This is a genomic window from Pantoea septica (assembly GCF_002095575.1).
Lineage (GTDB): Bacteria > Pseudomonadota > Gammaproteobacteria > Enterobacterales > Enterobacteriaceae > Pantoea > Pantoea septica.
Window position 1 is genome coordinate 1 of sequence record NZ_MLJJ01000054.1, and the last position, 18,097, is coordinate 18,097.

Sequence of the window (18,097 nt, forward strand, 5' to 3'; positions counted from 1 at the left end):
TAACAGATAAGCCCTGACTGCAAAGTCAGGGCTTTTTCTTTTGTATTAAAAAACCGCATTCGCACGCGATGATTCCTACAATTCCCAACACCGATTGAAACCCCCGACTAAAATCCCTATAACTGACAGGTGCAACGGGTACGGAAGAAATTGGGCGAAAACGTGCGAAAAAAAACTTATGCAATGCGCTATGTCGCAGGTCAGCCGGTCGAACAAATCTTTCCGCCGGGCGCCATGCTTCATCTTGGCCAGGCGCTTCCGCCAGGAGCGCCGCTGTCGCCTGATGCCCACCTCAAAGTACTGGTGTGGAATATTTTCAAACAGCAGCGCGCTGACTGGATGTCCGTACTGCTGGGATTTGGCAAAGACGCGCATCTGGTACTGTTGCAGGAGGCGCAAACCACCCCTGAACTGGTAAAGTTTGCGACCAGCAACTACCTGGCCGCCGATCAGGTTCCCGCCTTTGTGCTGCCTCAGCATCCTTCTGGCGTGATGACGCTCGCTTCTGCACATCCCGTCTACTGCTGCCCGCTGCGTGAGCGAGAGCCGCTGCTGCGGCTGGCTAAATCTGCGCTGGTCACCGCCTATCCGCTACCGACCGGCGAAATGCTGATGGTCGTGAATATTCACGCGGTTAATTTCAGCCTCGGCATTGATGTGTACAGCAAACAGCTGGGGCCGATAGGCGAGCAGATCCTGCATCATAAAGGCCCGGTTATCATGGCGGGCGATTTCAATGCATGGAGCCGTCAACGCATCCACGCGCTTTATCGGTTCGCGCGCGAAATGGCGTTAAAAGAGGTGAAGTTTACGGACGATCATCGACGTAAAGCGTTTGGCCGCCCTCTGGACTTCGTCTTCTATCGCGATATGAACGTCAGCAGGGCCTCTGTGCTGGTTACGCGCGCTTCCGACCATAACCCCTTACTGGTCGAGTTTAACGCCGCACGTTAACGCCAGCATGCGCCAGTCGCCTTCTGCATCCTGATAATGCGAGAAGGCAGATTGCTCGCCTGAATGCCATCCTCAGCTTTCATTTTTGTCGCGCATAACGTCTCTGTCCGCATATGGGGGAAAGGCATGTTTTATTTCGACTATTAAGAGATTGAAAAGGGGAGAGAAAAACGGGCAGAAATGAAAAAAGGCCAACAATTGTTGGCCTTTTCAACGCATCAGGTATCAGGCGATGCGTTATTATTTACGTAGAGCGTTAGCCTGTCGCCAGGCTGGATATCTTTCGTGCTGCTCAGGACCGTATTCCAGCGCATCACATCTTTGATATCGACGCCGTGGCGCCTTGCAATACTGGCAAGAGAATCACCTTTACGCACGCGATAGGTGATGCTGTTGCTATTATCGGCCAGGCTCGTGCCGCTATCGCCGACGGTCAGCGTCTGACCGATACGAACGCTGGCGCTCCGCAAATTATTCTGCTGCCTCAGCGACGCGACGCTGACGCCCAGTTTGCTGGCGATGCCGGAAAGCGTATCGCCGCGACGCACTTTATAGCTGCTGCCGGACGCGCTGTTTTTCGCCAGCTGCGTCGGCTGTACCGCGGCGATGTCGCCGGAAGCCAGCGAGTTACGCAGCTTCGCCACATGGGACTTAGGCACTAAAATGTACTGCGGTCCGTTAGGCGCGGTAGCCCCTTTCTTATAGCCGGTATTGAAGCTCTTAAGCTTGCTGAGCGACATACCCGCCATTTCGGCAGCCTGCGTCAACTGCATCTGCTGGCCGACTTCAACGCGCGCCAGTGCGCGGCTTTCGTCAGGCGTCGGCAGTTTAATACCGTAACGCTTGTTGTTCTTCAGCAGCTCGCTCAAGGCCAACATTTTTGGTACGTAGACCGTAGTCTCGCGCGGCAGCGACAGATTCCAGAAGTCGGTGGGCTTTCCGCGCGCCTTGTTCTGTTTAATCGCCTTTAATACCCGTCCTTCACCGCTGTTATAGGCAGCAACTGTCAGCAACCAGTCGCCGTCAAACATCTTGTTCAGACGCTGCATCATATCCAGCGCAACTTTGGTCGAGGCCACCACATCGCGGCGCCCGTCGTACCACTGGTTTTGTTTCAAACCATAGTTTTTGCCCGTTGTCGCAACAATCTGCCAGATGCCGGCGGCATTGGCTGATGAGGTTGCATGAGGGTCAAAAGCGCTCTCCACTATGGGTAGCAGTACCAGTTCCATCGGCATCTTACGTTTATGTATCTGCTCGACTATCCAGTACATGTACGGCTCTGCCCGTAATGTTACATCGTGGAGATAGCTCTTATTTTTTAAGTACTTTTGTTTTTGTTCGCGGATCCGGCTGTTTTCCGGAATCCCCATCTTCAACTCGTCACTAATGAAACTCCAGAGATCGGTATCTTCTGCGAGGCCAGTTCCGTCTTCCTGCCATCGCGGCGACAACATTCGATCACCGTACTTTCCATTTTCACCTTGACCAGCTGAAGACAGACTCTGTGCATGCTGTTCGGGGATATTGGCGTCATTCCGTGATGCCTGACATCCCACCAGCAAGACCGAGGCGAGTAATATCGCTTTAGCCTTCATGTGTGTGTCAATAGTTCGCTTAAAAGACGAGCAACTATACGTGACCCCTTGTCACAACACAACCCGAAATATCAAAACTTGTCCTTCTTCTCACGTAAAAGGGCGAATGTGTCCCATATGTGGTCAGGTGTTAAATTTATGTTCAATGCTCTTTGTAAATCAGGATCTTGCGTTCGCAAAAATAAATTTATTTGCCGTTCGTGCGCCAATTTTGTGGGCAAAGTAATGCCGTTTTTAGCGCGTAAGTCCTTAATTTTCTGATACTCGGCCATAATTTGCGGGTCATGAGGCAGAATAGCCGCAGCAAACTTCAAATTGGATAAAGTGTACTCATGCGCGCAGCAAACCAGCGTGTCGCCGGGAAATTGATCAAGTTTTTGAAAAGATTCGTACATTTGCTCTGCAGTGCCTTCAAAAAGACGCCCGCAGCCGCCCGAAAACATTGTATCGCCACAAAAAAGATAAGGCGCACTGTAATATGAGATATGTCCTAAAGTATGACCAGGCGTATGGATTACGCTGAAGTCCATACCCAGCAGCGACACCGTATCGCCTTCGCTTACAACCCTGGTCGCCCCTTTATCTTCGGTTTCCTGTGGACCGAAAACCTCGATGCCGGGAAATTTTTCCAGCAAAGCCTGTACGCCGCCGACGTGATCGTGATGATGGTGAGTTAGCAAAATCCCCGCCGGTTTCCAGCCGTTCGCGTAGACTTTCTCCAGCACAGGTTGCGCTTCGCCGGGGTCGACAATCAGGCAGTTGCCGGCTTCGTCGTTCAGCGTCCAGATGTAGTTATCCTGTAGCGCAGGAATACTGGTAAGATTCATAATCACCTCTCGCATGCCGTTGGAAAAGGAAGATGGTAAAGCATGAAGCGCGCTAAAACACGCCAGATTCTGACCGCGCCGCACTCATGGCGCGATATGCCATGGGGAGACTATTTCCGCGACGCGCTGACTCAGCAACTACAGCCCTACCTGGGAAAGCTATATGGCTTTCATATGCTTAAGCTTGGCAACCTTAGTGCAGAAATCAACACTGAACACTGCGCTATTTCACATCAGGTCAATGTCGGCAGCGAAGGCGAACTGCTGCAGGTGCTGGCACAGCCGACGCAGCTGCCGTTTGAGTCCAAATCTATCGACGCCTGCTTGCTGGCGCACACGCTGGCCTGGAGCCAGGACCCGCACCGGGTGCTGCGCGAAGTGGATCGCGTGCTGATCGACGACGGCTGGATGATCATCAGCGGCTTCAATCCCTTTTCGCTGCTGGGCATCAGCAAAGTGCTGCCCGGCATTCAGCGCAAAGCGCCCTGGAGCGGACGGATGTTTAGCCAGATGCGCCTGCTTGACTGGCTGAGCCTGCTTAATTACGAGGTGGTGTTCCGCACCCGTTTTCAGGTGGTGCCCTGGCACCGGCAGGGCGGCAAAGTGATCAGCGCGCATCTGCCTGCGTTGGGCTGTCTGAATATTGTCGTAGCGCGTAAACGCACATTCCCGCTAACCCCGACCAGGGCGAAAAAGGCGCCAGGCAAGGCGCAGCTGCGTCCGGCGGTGAACGCCACGCGGCAGTTCCGCGCGGCGAAAGATCAGGACTCGACCTTGTAGCCGATATCCTCTGACTGCGGATGCGACGCCGCGCTGCGCGCCAGCTCGTCGCAGCGTTCGTTTTCCGGATGGCCAGCATGACCTTTGACCCATTCCCACTGGATCTCATGCCCGGCTAGCGCGCTGTCGAGGCGCTTCCAGAGATCGACGTTTTTTACCGGCTTCTTATCCGCTGTTTTCCAGCCGCGCTTTTTCCAGTTATGAATCCAGCTGGTAATGCCCTGACGCACATACTGACTGTCGGTGCTCAGCACTACGTGGCAAGGCTCTTTCAGCGCCTCCAGCGCCACAATCGCCGCCATCAGCTCCATGCGGTTATTGGTAGTGAGGCGATAACCGGCGCTGAACAGCTTTTCGTGCTGACCGTAGCGTAAAATCGCGCCGTAGCCGCCGGGACCGGGATTGCCGAGGCAGGATCCGTCGGTGAATATTTCTACCTGCTTGCGCATCTCTGGTAGACTCCCTTCTGAGAAAAACGCCAAGTCTGACATAAAACGAATCCTATGAGCACTGCAAATAACCGCCAGATCGTACTCGATACTGAAACCACCGGCATGAACATGATCGGTGTGCATTACGAAGGTCACCGCATCATTGAAATTGGCGCGGTAGAAGTGGTGAACCGTCGCCTGACCGGCAACAACTTCCATATCTATCTGCGCCCCGATCGGCTGGTGGATCCGGAAGCGTTCGGCGTGCACGGCATTGCGGATGAGTTTCTCGCCGATAAGCCGACCTTCGCCGAGATTGCAGACGAATTCCTCGACTACATTCGCGGCGCCGAGCTGGTGATCCATAACGCCTCGTTCGATATCGGCTTTATGGACTATGAATTTTCCATGCTGAACCGCGGCATTGCGAAAACCGAAACCTTCTGTCGCATCACCGACAGCCTGGCGATGGCGCGTAAGATGTTCCCGGGCAAGCGCAACAGTCTGGATGCGCTCTGCTCGCGCTATGAGATCGACAACAGCAAGCGTACGCTGCACGGCGCGCTGCTCGACTCCGAAATCCTGGCGGAAGTCTTCCTGGCGATGACCGGCGGCCAGACGTCACTGGCGTTTTCGCAGGAAGGGGATGGCGAGCAGCAGAACGAGGGCGAAACCATCCAGCGCATCGTTCGGCCCGTCTCGGCGCTGCGCGTCGTGGCGGCGTCGGACGAAGAGGTAATGGCGCATGAGTCGCGCCTCGATCTGGTAATGAAAAAAGGCGGAAGCTGCCTGTGGCGAGGGTAACAGATGGGCTTTCGCTGGTTAAATCAGCGTTAAGCGTAAAAAATCAGCAAACGCACGGCGCGGCGATAAAAAGCGTTGACGGGATCCTGAGCGGCCATTAATATGCGCCTCGTTCCCGACGGGGAACACAGCGCGGTGCGGTAGTTCAGTCGGTTAGAATACCGGCCTGTCACGCCGGGGGTCGCGGGTTCGAGTCCCGTCCGCACCGCCAACTCTTTAGAAAGGCCGATTCAGCAATGAATCGGCCTTTTGCTTTTTTGTTTTAGCCTGTGCTGGAAAAGTGATTTGTAGGTGAGACGCTACAGTGGAATAAACCCGCTCCCATACGAGCAGCGGGTTTGTCACCTGACGTCTTAATTTTCTTTGGTAAGGGGCGATTCTACCGGCGAAAAGCTGTTGATAATGCGAACATAGTGCTTACGCTGTGACTCAGTAAAATCTGGGCTGGCGGCCAGCGTAAAGATTAGCAGGTTACGTGCATCTGGATTGATAGTAGGATGCCTCGGCAGCGTGACTAGCGACGAAACCTGGCGCACCCAGTTTCCCTCTTCCTGAAACTTGCATGCAGTTTGTAGCACCGGTAGTTTTGCCGGGCCAATTTCGTGCTTCAGGTTTTTCCCCTCCACTTCAAAGCCAGGAACAAAACGTTTCATCCTTTCGCACTGCTCATCACAAAATTCTTCTACTGTTTGATCCGGAGCCATCGCCGCACGGTTTATCAGGATATCGTAACGACGTTCATTTTCATCCTGATAACGTAGAACATTTACAGAACTATCGTTCAACGGATTCAGTGTTAAAAATTTCCCTTCGTATAAGCTATAAACTTCAAATTTATTTCCCATAAATGACTCTCTTGTTTGCTTGTTACTGCTTGTTCAGTTCCGATCTCATTGGAATGATTTCAACGCGGCGATTTTGCGCGCGGCCTTCTCTGGTATCATTGCTGGCAACCGGCCGTGAGTCGCCTGCGCCTTCAACCATAAAATTACTGGCGGGCAGGCCAGTATGCTCTACCAGCCAGTCACGGATTACCCTGGCTCGTTCGGTCGATAGTGCCTTATTGACGATGGCGGAACCGGTATTGTCCGAATGCCCGATAATCAAATACTTCTGCTGAGGAGTACGCATCAGTTTTGGCATGAGCGTCTGTAACGTTTTTTCGCTATCCGGCATCAAATTACTGCTGCCGTTTTCAAATAGCGGTGACGTATCGGACAGGGTGAAAAAAGAGGTAATGTCTTCACTGGCCCATTCTTTAGCAAACTTAAGTTGTTCCAGATGGGCGCGGTAGCAATAAACTCCGGCTGCCAGACCCAGACTGGCGAGCAACAGGAGCAGCGCAACGATTTTGGGCCAGCGTCGGCGAGCAGGCAAAGGCGGGCTAACCCTGGCTGGCGTAGGCTCAGGTAGCAAAAGCGGCGGCAGCGAGAATGCAGGCAGCGGCGGTAGTAAGAGGGAAGAGGATAGCCCTGGCAAAATACAGTATTTCTCATTAAGCCACAAAGACCAGGCCCCATGACGGATAAAACCTGTGCCATAGTCAGCAAGAGATACGCCAGCCAGCTTAAGTTGCGTCGTATCAAAAACAGACTGTAAAACGTTCAGGATACGCTGATCCGTAAGCCAGCCCAAAAGCGTGCAGCCGAGAGCATGGCGCTGAATAGCATAAATATCACTCCCATCATCGCGGGCATCCAGCTCGTCAACCAGTTCGATTAGCCGAGTCTCTAACGTCTTATGAAAAGCGAGCGTAGGTTTCCCGGTCCAGATAGCTCTGTCCGGGTCGTGAGAATAACGCTGTTGGCTCAGGCGTGTATAGAATGCCAGCAGACAGGGCAAAGGTTCCGCCAAGGAAATCGACGAAAAAGCATTTTGCCATGAAGTAAGCTGCTCAATCATCAGCGCGTTATTATCAAAGCCATCTACCAGCAGAGGGAAAAATGCCAGAACTGCTACCGTATCCTGGCTTCTTTTTAAATGCTCCAGCCGCTTAGAAAGGGTATTAGCATGTTCCGTTACGACCCAGATAATCTCGCTATCTGTGGTTGAACAGAGGTCATACTGCTTAAACCATTTGCCCGCAAAGGGACCGACCACGAATACCATTAGCCGTGGCAATCCTGACGTACCCGGCTGAGATACCCAGGGTAAAGGTGTTTCTTCAGCCGTGGCGGAGCGGGGACGGGAACAATAGCGGGCGCGATAAACTGAACGCAACATAACTAGCTCTTCCGTTTGTCCTTCCGCCTGTATCAGCAGCATTAATATCTTCCACGTATAGCGAAAAACGGTATCGCTTTCGCTATTGAGCAGCGTCTTAAGCAGAATGCCAGGTGTTACGAACGGTTCATTTTCTTCATGGCCATAGAAAGAGCGGACCAGGGAATAGCGATGCCAGTTCAGGCGGTTTTGCTTGTCCGCTGCGGTGAGCCGCTTATCAAGGTAGCAGCAGAGCGCATGGCAGAGTGCTTCACTCTCTTCTTGGGACTCATTTTCGGCCAGCATTGTTTTGTGGAATTGCTCAATGAGCATCACGAGTTTAAGCTGAAAATCTGCCGCTGATGAAACTATGCCGTCAAAGGAGAGCAGCGTATCAATGCCGATTAGCCGGCAAAAATAGTCTTCACTGTTCACCAGGCTTCCTCCGTAACCGTGCCCCAGCCAGAATTATTGGACCACTTTCCAAGCCTTATAACAGAAGGTTTAACCTGACCAGGTGTTTTGAATTGCAGTTCAAGCGCGAGCTTATTGCTCCCTGAAGCGGCATGAAGGGCGCTGAGTTCGACAAGGTCAAGCATACGTTTATAAAGCAGTTCGTTTTGCTTGCTATAAACGTTAATGTACAGAACATCCATTTCTGCTTCGTCGCCGACATAATCGGAAGCATTAAGCGTTAGCATTTTTCTGTAAAAGGCGCGATGACACTCACGCCATGCATTTTCATCGTCGGGGGGACGGCAAAATAACTGATTTTCTCATTTTCAATAACTTCAGGTAGAGCAGTACCGTTTCTCAGCCAAAGCCCCGTTTGAAATTCAAACTGCTTTAAGGTGCGCTGATTACCTGTTGTATAAGGCCCAAGATCAATAAGTGGGTCATTTTCCAGGCCCAACAGTGTCCTGACACGCTTTTTTGAAATACGATCTCTTTCCCACCAGGCTTTTTCAATCTCGCCCTGACTTTTCGCCTGATCGTTGTGGTCACCCCAGATTTTATTGTGCTCATCACGCTGGTAAAAATGCCAGAGCAGGGGCTTGTGGGGATGATAAACGTCATAGCCATAGGTAAATGCCCGAACGGCCATCGCAATTTCTTCGCCAGCAAAAAATATTTGCGGATCGTTAGGCACTGTTCTGACAAATTCTCCGAGCGTGAAGATAAACCCTGCCGCCAGATAGCTGCCACGTACGGGCTGCGAGGCAGCAAAACTCACTGATCCAAGCATGGGGATACCTTGCTCATTATATTCCCGAAAGGTTGGGCGGCTGACGTAGGTTTTTTTGCTGCTCTCTTCATCTTCTCCCGGCGTGTAAGCAGGTGGATAGGAAGAGATAATGGGAAGTGGCGAAAGTTTACTGAGTTGCTTAAGCATCAGTATCATTTCACGATCCCAGTTGAGGATAAAACGACAATGGGAGTCAATCTGTAAAAAGTAATGCTCGCCCTCATACAAACTTTCCGCCCGATTGCGCGCCCAACAGGCTCCCTGACTAGAAAAATAGTGAACAGTGATAATATCAATACGAGCTTGCCGGTAGCGGAAGGCTGCGACATTGAGTTCTTGCACGGTACGCTGACCTTCAGGGATAAAACCTGCCCGGTTAAAAATGTCCAGAGGTTGATCGTCTTGCCAGCAAACTGCGATATGCATATTTTCAGGGTTGGCGGCCTGATGGAGCATATCCTTGAGCGTCGGCAGCAGTTCAGGATCGCGGTAGCTAGCGATGCTGACAAAAATAGTTGTGGAGGTGTCCATTCTTATTTTGTCCATTAATAATGGTAATTACTGAATATCGAAAATAATTTCGGCCTTCGCGGTAAAGGAGCCTCCTTCTGGAGTCGACTCATTTCCTGCAATGAGCATTGCTTTCCAGTTAAATTTCGTTTCCCCCATGCTGGCAACGCCATTTTTTAATTCTGAGGTAGTACCGTTAACTTTCATTACCTCACCAGAACTGTTAGTAATGCGAATTTTTAATCGATCTTTGTTGCCTGAAGCATCTTTAACAAGGATAAAGCCAGCGTCAGGGGAGGGAGTTGTAGTGGTCATTGAGGCTTTAACAGAATAGTTACCATAATCGCTCTTACAGCTAATAGCGAAATCCAGGTCGCGGGTTATCCCGGCACGCAATAGTGCTGGTGTGACAGTATTAAAATCGACTGTTTTGGCACCATCTGTAGTACATGCTGGCGTGCTGACGATTTTGAGTTCGCCAATATTCAAGCTAAGGGCAGCAGAGGCTGGGTTATTACTGATCACATAATTGTAAGCAATGTTCCCTGATGGAAGCACTGTATCGCCCGCAGGCGAACCAAGCCGTAATTCCCGCATTTTGAATAGCTGTATTCGATAGTAAACGCCGGCAGGGTAAACAAAGTCGACCACATTTTTATCTTTTTCATCTGGCGGTGGTGCCATCTTACTTACCGAAGGAAAGGCACCAAATCTTCCTCCTATATTCCATAATATTTTGATACCGATACCGGGAATATTTGTCTGATAAATTTTGGTATCAGGAGCCGGCCCTGCCAGACCATTTGCCTCTTTGCCATATTCAGTGCCTACCGGGCAATCCAGATAAACGATCCGCTGGCCAACCGTGTTACTGTCGAACTGAGCAATCGGCGTTTCAATACCAGGCAGTAAATCTGCCGACACCCTAATAAGCTGCGACGGAATAGAAAGGGTTGTTGCTTGCCCTTCAGCCATACGACACGACGGAAAATCCTCCGCGATGCTGGGTGCCGTCAGCAGCGTACCGAGTAAAAAAACATATATCCTTATCATCGTCTATTCCTTGTTGTCATTAAGTAGAGCGACTATTTCTGGTGGATACATCTTCAGCAGGTCGCTAAAGTTTTTGCCGATGCTTTCTTCAGCGTACTTAAGCACTGGAATGAGTGGACTGCTGGGTTCGGTTACGGCAAACCAGTTGCGCACTTCCTGCAGGCTGCGCAATGCATCATCGCGACAGGCAATCCGTTTGCGCGCGCTGGATACTCCAGGGGCAGTGGAATAGCTGACGATGTCCTGCGATGCAGGGACTACCGCTGGTGCGTAAAGAGGTTCAGAGTATTCTGAAGGCCCTTCGCTATCAGATTGGGAAAGGGACGTCGCATTGTCGTCAAACCCGCAGGAAAACAGCGAGAGGATATTTTCCAGTACGTTGAGTCCTGGTGCTTCATAATCCAGAGTGGCCGTAAGTTTATTCTTAATTTCCTGAATAAAACCATGAGCCTGCTTAAGCGAGCTTATTGCCTCGTGGGCGTTAATTTGCCAGTCATTAAGTAACGAGGCGACAGCGACATCGGACAGTGCGTCTTCTTCGCGAGGAACCTGGTGTGCTTTTTCAAACTCCTTCACGCTAATTTGTAGTCCTGCTGCCTTAGGCAATGGCTGATTACGTAAATCTGCCAGCAGACCGGTAGTATCTTCTAATTCAGTAAAGGCATTTGCACGAAGTATCGGTGTAAATTCACCTTCGTCCAGCAGCTGTGGATGGAAATCATCAGGCCAGGTATGCAGCAGCGCATTAAGCGCCTCAAGGCCTTCCGCTATGGCAGCAAGGCCGATTTTGCGCAGCCGACAGCGCATCAAAATAATAATTAATCTGGCATCGCGGCTTTTTTGCAGTAGCTCCAGGCTGTCACGTTCAATTTCAGCCCAGTTAACGGGTTCAGCTGCTTCAACAAAGCTACCATACTCAGCGCCCAGTTTAGGCTGAAGCCGGGACTGAAGCATAATAAAAGCCGGATCGTAATCCAGACTTTCGCCACAGGGTGCATCGTCAGAAACAGGATGCATTAGATGTTGATAATATTCAGAACAGTTCAGTTGGTTAGTAGGATTCATATTGCTTATGCTGGTTTAATCAAAAGAGTCGGAACGCACTTTTTTTATAAAAGCGCGGTGGTTAACGGTGGTACATTTCTGGCTCAAACGTCATGCCACGAACAGGGTCGTCACATGGCTCCCGTTCCAGCCAGCTGGCGTAGCCAAGCTGGTGGCTGCCATCCAGCGTAGCCCGCGGCACTTGATCGGCAGACAAGATCAGCTCTACATCCCACGCGTACTCAAATCCAATAAAACTGCGGACCAGTTCGCGCAGGACAGGCGTATCTTTTCCCCACGGACTGAACTGCATGTATTGCGCAAGTGTCAGCGGCCCCATGGTCAATTTGAATTTATGCTGTCGATCAAGCACAGCGTTGCCCAGAATGGCTCCATCGCCTAACAGCGTGGCGTAGTTGTCGTCACCGAGCGCAGTTTGATCGCTTACGTCAAGTGAAATCCATTGCGGTTCAAACTCGTCTAATTGCACTGGTATTTCAAAATAGTGCTGCATCGTGCCCAGCAGTCCGTCAGGGTTGCGGGCTTCACGTATCAAATGCGCTGAGGATGCCAGACGGGTATGAACAGGAAGCGGTTCTTGCGCCAGGCTAGCAGGATCAAGCCCAACAAGGCTCCCTATATAAAACGAGAAGCGCTCATCATCTTTACGATCCAGTGAAGCCGTGTCCTGCGATACAAACCAGGCGCGGTAAAACAGGCTAAGCGCCCGGTGATGAAAGATATCTACAAAGTCGATCAGTGCACGATCATGCTGCTCATAGCGTGAATAAGCGAGTTCAGAAAGATGCAGAGGCATAGGACCCTGCGCCCCCCAAACGCCTAATCCAAACAGCTGGAGTTTGATCTGGTCATCTTGCTGAGAAATAGCAGCGATCTCACGTGGCGAGAAATGCATACTTGCCATCTGACCAAGGCGAAAGCGCTCCTGACTGGGTAACGTAGCTTTACCTGGAGGAGGCAGCTCGGGTGTACGGGCAGCAATTGCACGCATCGTACTGATAAAACCCGCCTCCCAGGGAGCATCTGTATTAAACCAGGCCTCCAGACCTTCAGGTAGCGTCATAATGCCCCCCGCCGGCCCGGACGCGCTTTCCAGCGCGTAATGAGCCCTCGCTGCATAGAGTGCAGTTCAGTTTCAGTGAAAATATTAATTGCCGCGTGACGAGCCAAATAATTTTCCATCACCAGCCCGAACAGATATGGACTGATACCGGAAAAACCTTCTTCATCCACGGTTAAACTACAGCTTATGCCGCGCCCGTAGACAAGCAGGCCGTCATCAGATAAGCGACGAATAACGGGCTTTGTCTCACAGCCGACCAGACTGTTGATTTGTGCAACGGAATCGAGATCGGCTGGCGTAGTAAAAAGACGCAGCATATTTCGCAGCGATTCGCCCCCTTGCGCATGCGCCATGTCTGAAAGCGGCAGGTAATTGAAGCCCAGTTGGCGAATCAGTCGCCAGGCAGACTCGCCTGCATTAAAAGGTGCACGTGGCGCGCTTGGAGAGCTAACGAAACGCGCGCCATGAATGGGAACGGAATCAGACATCGTTAAATCGAAGCTGCCAGTATTGGTTAACAGACGAGGTAAATCACGATTAGTCACCATCGCATCCACCAGCAGATAGCGGATGTGTTCCCCGTAAGGAGCCTCTTGCTGATCAACTAGCGAAATAAAAATCTCAGTGCCGCTATAAAGCGTTCGCGTATCATATTTACGGGTAGCTGTTTCTCGGGTGCGCATTTCTCGCTGAACAGAAAAATAGCGGCCAAAGTTGCCCGTATCTCTGTGGCGGGTCTGATAGAGTGGATTGAAGGTTAATTCTTCGCTCGTTTCCGCCTGCAGGCCCAGCACCTTGTTAACAGAGAACACTTCATAGTCAAGCGGACGACTACGATCGGGAACGATATGGAAGTTGTTCAATGCCCGGTTAACCTCAATACGATCAACCCGCTTGGGAAAAAGATTAATCACTGGTGTACAGAACAGTAAGAATCGTGATGCATTGAGATGCGGGACTAGATCTTGCGGCAAACTGGACAGTAGAATGATCAGCTCAACTTCTTGAGTATCATTATATTTTAGCCCGGCTGCCAGCTGGGTCAGGGTAAAGAAATAGAAACGTTCGCGGCAGGCGATATATTCCTGTATCAGTGTATGACCGTGAAACATATTCCACTGTAACGGCAGCAGGCTCTGATCGGGCGCTAAGCCTTCGAAAATTAACGGTTGCTGGCTGATAACATGGTGTTTCTGCTCTTTCTGCCCGCCGTAGCGCACGACCGTAGCAATATGGCTACCGTGAAGCAATTCGAAAGCATGGGAAACGATACGTTCTTCGCCCTGAATATAGAATGGTAGCTTATCAAGCCCAACCAGATCGGAAAAAAGCAAATCTCCCTGTAATTTCAGCTTAATACGTAACGCGCCCTTTAGCTGATGGCGCTTAATGCGATATTGCTCCAGGTCAGGAATATCAGGGGGTACCGAGGTCAGGCTGACGCCTGTAATCTCCAGTGGCCAGAGTGTAACTTCCTGATTATTCCTGAATTCACAGCGTGTCATTTCTCCCGGCAATATCTGGCTGTAAAAAGCGCTCTGTTTAGGAATGCAGTAACCATGCGTGAGATCTCCCTCGCTAAGGTTAGGCTTCAGCTGCACAACGCCCATTGATGGGGTTGGCGCGTTATAATTTGGATAAACAATATCAAGCAAACGCTGTGTGAATTTCGGAAACTCAGCATCTAACTTTATCTGCGTACGAGCAGCCAGAAAGCTAAAAGACTCGATCAGTCGCTCAACATAGGGATCCGCGACTTCAATGCCGTTCATGCCGAGGCGTCCGGCTATCTTAGGATGGCGCTTTGCAAATTCTTGTGCCATTTCCCTGATAAAAATTAATTCACGATTGTAATAATCCAGAAATTTTTGTTCCATTTTGACCCTTATTCCTTGCGGGTAAGCCGGACAGCCGGGACAGTGCCCGTTAGTGCCTTATCGCGGAGCCTCGCCAGGTTTACTATTTTTTTTGAAAGTGATGGATTGTAAAAGTAAATACGGAATTTACGAACCCTTATATTGATGTCAAACCCTAATTTAGGAATGTATATCGGGCGTTTTTCTTAAAAGGACGAGTTAAAAAAACAAACTGTTTTTATTCTTCAGGCAAGCAATTAGTATGCTTAAAAATAAATGCCCGGCTTTCAAATGGAGCAGGAAGAGAAAGCCCGGCGGGCAGAGTGGGTATCATGGAGCACAACATAGAAGCTCCTTTTCAGGGAAAGTATAATTGTGGCTGTAAGTAGAAAGAACCTTTTTGGTAAATTAAACACGCTTTTGTTTAAAAGTGTCGAAAGTGCAACGACGCTGTGCAAGCTGCGTGGCAACCCCTATGTTGAGCTGGTGCACTGGTTGAACCAAATCTATCAGCATCCAGATAGTGATATCAGGCAAATTTTTAAGCATTTCAAAGTAGATGTTGAAAGACTTGAGCATGACTTTACTCAGGCTCTGACCCGCCTGCCTGCGGGTGCCAGCTCAATATCTGATTTTTCATATCATATAGAATTAGCGATTGAGCGTTCATGGGTATTAGCAAGCCTGGAATGCCATGAACATACGATTCGCAGCGGGCACCTGTTGCTGACGTTACTGAACACGATGGAGTTACGTCGTGCGCTCTTTGGCATCTCTTCGGTATTTGAAAAAATTTCGCTGGAACATTTAAGCAAAGATCTCGGCTATATCATTCGTGAATCTGCTGAACAGAGTGATTTAGCCAGCGGCTCGGTGGTATCGGGCGAAGCGGGAGTACCTGGAGAAGCCAGCAATGCCATAAGCTCTGCCGGCAAGGCGGGTAGCCTGGCCCAGTATTCCACAGATCTTACAGCGCTGGCCCGAGAAGGAAAAATCGACCCGGTTCTGGGACGCGATAAAGAGATAAACACCATGGTGGATATCCTGCTGCGTCGCCGTCAGAACAACCCGCTGCTAACAGGCGAAGCAGGTGTCGGTAAAACGGCAGTAGTGGAAGGTCTCGCGCTGGCCATCGCCGCGGGCGAGGTTCCGCCTTCTCTGCAGAATGTGCGCCTGCTGACGCTTGACGTGGTCGCGCTCTCGGCAGGCGCCAGCATGAAAGGTGAATTTGAAGCACGGCTTAAAGCCGTGCTGGAAGAAGCGGTTAACGCGGCAGAGCCGGTTATTCTGTTTATTGATGAGGTTCATACGCTAGTGGGCGCGGGAGGGAACGCTGGAACAGGAGATGCAGCGAACCTGATGAAACCTATGCTGGCGCGCGGTCAGTTGCGTACTATTGGGGCCACCACCTGGAGCGAATTCAAGCGACACATTGAAAAAGATCCCGCTTTAACCCGACGTTTTCAGGTATTACAGGTTGAGGAACCCTCAGAAGATTTGGCTATTGCCATGATTCGAGGTCTTTTGCCTGCGCTGGAAAAACATCATGGTGTCTGGGTCATGGATGAAGCGGTCCGGGCTGCTGTTCGGCTTTCGCATCGTTATATCCCGGCACGTCAGTTGCCTGATAAAGCAATAAGTTTACTGGATACCGCCTGCGCCAGAGTAGCCGTAGCGCAGCACGCACCGCCGACCGAGCTACAGCTACTTAAATTTAACAGCCAGTCCGCGCAGACTGAGCTGACACTTTTGGAAAAAGCCATTGGTTTCGGCAAAGAGGATGGCAAGCGTCTTTCACCTGTACAGGAGGCTATTAGTGAACATGCGGAAGGAGCCCGGTTGCTTGAACAGCGCTGGATGCAAGAGTGTGAACTGGTAGCCAGCATTGTAGACGCACGCCAGCAGCTTCTAAACGCCACCGCGGAAAAAGCGGAGACGCAAGGGGAAGGAGAAGATTTCTGGCAAAACAAACTCCATGAGCTGGAGTCTGCACTGAGTGAAATTCGTGGTGAGCAGCCGCTGGTGCAGGCAGAAGTGAATGCAGCAGTAGTCGCATCGATTGTCGCAAACTGGACAGGGATCCCGGTGGGACAAGTGCTCAAAGATGACGTCAGTGCCGTAATGGAGCTGCCACAGCGCCTGTCTGAACGTGTGATAGGGCAACACCATGCGCTGAACAACCTTAGCCAGAGTATTCAGACTGCTCGCGCTGGCCTGGCTGATCCACAAAAACCTTTTGGCGTTTTTATGCTGGTTGGGCCGTCAGGCGTAGGTAAAACGGAGACAGCGCTGGCCATTGCAAGCCAACTCTATGGCGGTGAGCATAATCTGATCACTATAAATATGAGCGAGTATCAGGAAGCACATACTGTCTCTTCTTTGAAAGGATCGCCGCCGGGTTATGTTGGTTATGGTGAAGGCGGAGTGTTAACCGAGGCCGTACGTCGTAAACCCTATAGCGTTATTTTGCTGGATGAAGTGGAAAAAGCTCACCCGGATGTGCACGAACTTTTTTTTCAGGTATTTGATAAAGGTATTATGGAAGATGGTGAAGGCCGCCAAATTGATTTCCGTAATACCATTATTCTGCTTACCAGTAATACAGGTAGTGAAATCATCAGCAGTGCCTGTGCCGATCCGGAAACTATGCCAAATGAAGAGGGTTTGCTTTCATTATTGCAGCCAGCGCTGTTAAAAGTTTTCCCAGCTGCATTTTTAGGGCGTGTAACGATAATACCTTATTTTCCGCTAGCTGCGTCTTCATTAGAATGTATTGTGAATATCCATCTGGATCGAATTTCTAAGCGTGCAAAAGCTAATCACGATATTTCTTTGACTTTTAGCGATGAAATAATCCAGTATATCGTGCAGCAGTGTCCAGTGGCAGAAACGGGCGCAAGGATGTTAATTAGATTTATTGAAAAAAACATTCTCCCTAAAGTGGGCGAGAAAGTATTGACTATGGCCAGCAAAAATCTGCATGTAGATAATGAGAAAGTAATGCGTGTGGTTATTTCTCATAATAATGAAATTGAAATAACAGAAAGTATGGAGGGAAAAATATCAGATTAAGCTAAGTATCAATGGAACTGAACATACATGTAAGCGATAGTGATATCGTAAATGGATGTCTTATCAAAAATATAGGGAGTATTCTAATGCGTAATTTTAAAATTTCATTGTGTGCGGCGATGCTGGCCGCTGTGTCCGCTTATTCAATGGCTGCTGATCCAGTAACACAGGGCACCGTTACCTTTAATGGTGAGCTGATTGCTGAAACCTGTTCTATTGCTAGCGATTCCGTTGATCGCAAGGTTCCACTTCCGACAGTATCTGTCCAGACTTTGAAAGCGGCAGACGATACTGCAGGAGCGACAGGTTTTGATCTGAACTTAGAAAACTGCCCGGCAACTATCACTCAGGTTGCTGCGCATTTTGAAGGCATTGGCAGCACCGGCACAGATAGCGCGACAGGTAACCTGCTCAACCAATACCCAGATGCATCTAAAGCCGCTGGTAACGTACAGGTTCGTCTGTACGATGCGGATGAAAAACCGATGAAAGTGGGCCAGACGGGTAAGGCGTTTAACGTTAATCAAGACGGTAAAGCCACCATGCGTTATTACGGCGGTTACTATGCAACTGGTGCGACCTCCCCAGGTCTGGTATATGCCCAGGTACGCTATACGCTGGCTTATCCGTAACCGG

The 18,097-nt window shown here is 50.3% G+C and carries 16 protein-coding genes and 1 tRNA gene; 6 read left to right on the forward strand and 11 right to left on the reverse strand.

What is annotated here, in order from left to right; all coding sequences use genetic code 11:
* Positions 1–162: 162 nt before the first annotated feature.
* Positions 163–954: an endonuclease/exonuclease/phosphatase family protein gene (locus tag HA46_RS19495; RefSeq protein WP_084886191.1), complete on the forward strand. Its 792-nt coding sequence runs from the start codon at positions 163–165 to the stop codon at positions 952–954.
* Positions 955–1,172: 218 nt separating this feature from the next.
* Here HA46_RS19495 and mltD read toward each other — a convergent pair whose 3' ends face one another.
* The gene (gene mltD / locus HA46_RS19500) at positions 1,173–2,552 is read right to left on the reverse strand and encodes a murein transglycosylase D (protein WP_084886172.1); all 1,380 of its coding nucleotides are present in this window, start codon (positions 2,550–2,552) and stop codon (positions 1,173–1,175) included.
* A gap of 71 nt (positions 2,553–2,623) precedes the next feature.
* Complete coding sequence (gene gloB, locus HA46_RS19505; protein WP_084886194.1) at positions 2,624–3,379, reverse strand: hydroxyacylglutathione hydrolase; 756 nt, start codon at positions 3,377–3,379, stop codon at positions 2,624–2,626.
* 42 nt (positions 3,380–3,421) lie between these two features.
* On the opposite strand from gloB, the gene HA46_RS19510 reads away from it, so the two are divergent.
* A complete protein-coding gene (locus tag HA46_RS19510) occupies positions 3,422–4,159 on the forward strand; it encodes a methyltransferase domain-containing protein (RefSeq protein WP_084886174.1) in 738 nt (245 codons plus the stop codon).
* On the opposite strand, the gene rnhA is transcribed toward HA46_RS19510, so the two are convergent.
* Positions 4,141–4,608, reverse strand: a complete 468-nt coding sequence (gene rnhA, locus HA46_RS19515) for a ribonuclease HI (RefSeq protein WP_033752878.1) — start codon at positions 4,606–4,608, stop codon at positions 4,141–4,143. The two genes, HA46_RS19510 and rnhA, sit on opposite strands and share 19 nt — an antisense overlap.
* A gap of 54 nt (positions 4,609–4,662) precedes the next feature.
* Between rnhA and dnaQ the strand changes: the two genes are divergently transcribed.
* Together dnaQ and HA46_RS19525 are read left to right on the forward strand one after the other, a co-directional pair.
* Positions 4,663–5,394, forward strand: a complete 732-nt coding sequence (gene dnaQ / locus HA46_RS19520; RefSeq protein WP_033788630.1) for a DNA polymerase III subunit epsilon — start codon at positions 4,663–4,665, stop codon at positions 5,392–5,394.
* A gap of 134 nt (positions 5,395–5,528) precedes the next feature.
* A tRNA-Asp gene (locus tag HA46_RS19525) sits at positions 5,529–5,605 on the forward strand.
* Positions 5,606–5,747: 142 nt separating this feature from the next.
* On the opposite strand, the gene HA46_RS19530 is transcribed toward HA46_RS19525, so the two are convergent.
* The 8 genes from HA46_RS19530 to tssF all read right to left on the reverse strand — a co-directional run bounded on the left by HA46_RS19530 (position 5,748) and on the right by tssF (position 14,410).
* On the reverse strand, positions 5,748–6,239 hold the full coding sequence (locus HA46_RS19530; protein ID WP_033788631.1) for a DcrB-related protein: 492 nt from the start codon (positions 6,237–6,239) through the stop codon (positions 5,748–5,750).
* 22 nt (positions 6,240–6,261) lie between these two features.
* Positions 6,262–8,031 carry an OmpA family protein gene (locus tag HA46_RS19535; protein ID WP_244277546.1) on the reverse strand — a complete coding sequence of 590 codons (1,770 nt, stop codon included), beginning with the start codon at positions 8,029–8,031 and terminating at the stop codon, positions 6,262–6,264.
* A complete protein-coding gene (locus HA46_RS21390; RefSeq protein ID WP_244277547.1) occupies positions 8,028–8,297 on the reverse strand; it encodes a hypothetical protein in 270 nt (89 codons plus the stop codon). The genes HA46_RS19535 and HA46_RS21390 overlap by 4 nt, the downstream gene beginning before the upstream one ends.
* Complete coding sequence (locus HA46_RS19540; protein ID WP_244277548.1) at positions 8,291–9,373, reverse strand: UDP-N-acetylglucosamine-transferase; 1,083 nt, start codon at positions 9,371–9,373, stop codon at positions 8,291–8,293. The genes HA46_RS21390 and HA46_RS19540 overlap by 7 nt, the downstream gene beginning before the upstream one ends.
* A gap of 27 nt (positions 9,374–9,400) precedes the next feature.
* Entirely contained in the window at positions 9,401–10,405 is a 1,005-nt protein-coding gene (locus HA46_RS19545; RefSeq protein ID WP_084886179.1) for a fimbrial protein, read from the reverse strand.
* Between the two features lie 3 nt (positions 10,406–10,408).
* On the reverse strand, positions 10,409–11,470 hold the full coding sequence (locus HA46_RS19550; protein ID WP_084886182.1) for a type VI secretion system protein TssA: 1,062 nt from the start codon (positions 11,468–11,470) through the stop codon (positions 10,409–10,411).
* A 61-nt stretch (positions 11,471–11,531) separates the two neighbouring features.
* Positions 11,532–12,533 carry a type VI secretion system baseplate subunit TssG gene (gene tssG / locus HA46_RS19555; protein WP_084886184.1) on the reverse strand — a complete coding sequence of 334 codons (1,002 nt, stop codon included), beginning with the start codon at positions 12,531–12,533 and terminating at the stop codon, positions 11,532–11,534.
* Positions 12,530–14,410 carry a type VI secretion system baseplate subunit TssF gene (tssF, locus tag HA46_RS19560; RefSeq protein WP_084886187.1) on the reverse strand — a complete coding sequence of 627 codons (1,881 nt, stop codon included), beginning with the start codon at positions 14,408–14,410 and terminating at the stop codon, positions 12,530–12,532. Before tssF ends, tssG begins: the two co-directional genes overlap by 4 nt.
* A 354-nt stretch (positions 14,411–14,764) precedes the next feature.
* Here tssF and tssH point away from each other — a divergent pair, with 354 nt between their 5' ends.
* Both tssH and HA46_RS19570 read left to right on the forward strand, forming a co-directional pair.
* Positions 14,765–17,461, forward strand: coding sequence for a type VI secretion system ATPase TssH (gene tssH / locus HA46_RS19565; protein WP_084886189.1), 2,697 nt, complete (start codon positions 14,765–14,767; stop codon positions 17,459–17,461).
* Positions 17,462–17,547: 86 nt separating this feature from the next.
* Positions 17,548–18,093 (forward strand): fimbrial protein, encoded by a 546-nt coding sequence (locus tag HA46_RS19570; RefSeq protein WP_084886197.1) that lies wholly within the window; start codon positions 17,548–17,550, stop codon positions 18,091–18,093.
* The last annotated feature ends 4 nt before the right edge of the window (positions 18,094–18,097 follow it).

Coding starts and splice junctions, on each gene's coding strand:
- mltD (WP_084886172.1), bottom strand. CDS start 2,552: ATGAAGGCTAAAGCGATATTACTCGCCTCGGTCTTGCTGGTGGGATGT.
- gloB (WP_084886194.1), bottom strand. CDS start 3,379: ATGAATCTTACCAGTATTCCTGCGCTACAGGATAACTACATCTGGACG.
- HA46_RS19510 (WP_084886174.1), top strand. CDS start 3,422: ATGAAGCGCGCTAAAACACGCCAGATTCTGACCGCGCCGCACTCATGG.
- rnhA (WP_033752878.1), bottom strand. CDS start 4,608: ATGCGCAAGCAGGTAGAAATATTCACCGACGGATCCTGCCTCGGCAAT.
- dnaQ (WP_033788630.1), top strand. CDS start 4,663: ATGAGCACTGCAAATAACCGCCAGATCGTACTCGATACTGAAACCACC.
- HA46_RS19530 (WP_033788631.1), bottom strand. CDS start 6,239: ATGGGAAATAAATTTGAAGTTTATAGCTTATACGAAGGGAAATTTTTA.
- HA46_RS21390 (WP_244277547.1), bottom strand. CDS start 8,297: ATGCTAACGCTTAATGCTTCCGATTATGTCGGCGACGAAGCAGAAATG.
- HA46_RS19540 (WP_244277548.1), bottom strand. CDS start 9,373: ATGGACACCTCCACAACTATTTTTGTCAGCATCGCTAGCTACCGCGAT.
- HA46_RS19545 (WP_084886179.1), bottom strand. CDS start 10,405: ATGATAAGGATATATGTTTTTTTACTCGGTACGCTGCTGACGGCACCC.
- HA46_RS19550 (WP_084886182.1), bottom strand. CDS start 11,470: ATGAATCCTACTAACCAACTGAACTGTTCTGAATATTATCAACATCTA.
- tssG (WP_084886184.1), bottom strand. CDS start 12,533: ATGACGCTACCTGAAGGTCTGGAGGCCTGGTTTAATACAGATGCTCCC.
- tssF (WP_084886187.1), bottom strand. CDS start 14,410: ATGGAACAAAAATTTCTGGATTATTACAATCGTGAATTAATTTTTATC.
- HA46_RS19570 (WP_084886197.1), top strand. CDS start 17,548: ATGCGTAATTTTAAAATTTCATTGTGTGCGGCGATGCTGGCCGCTGTG.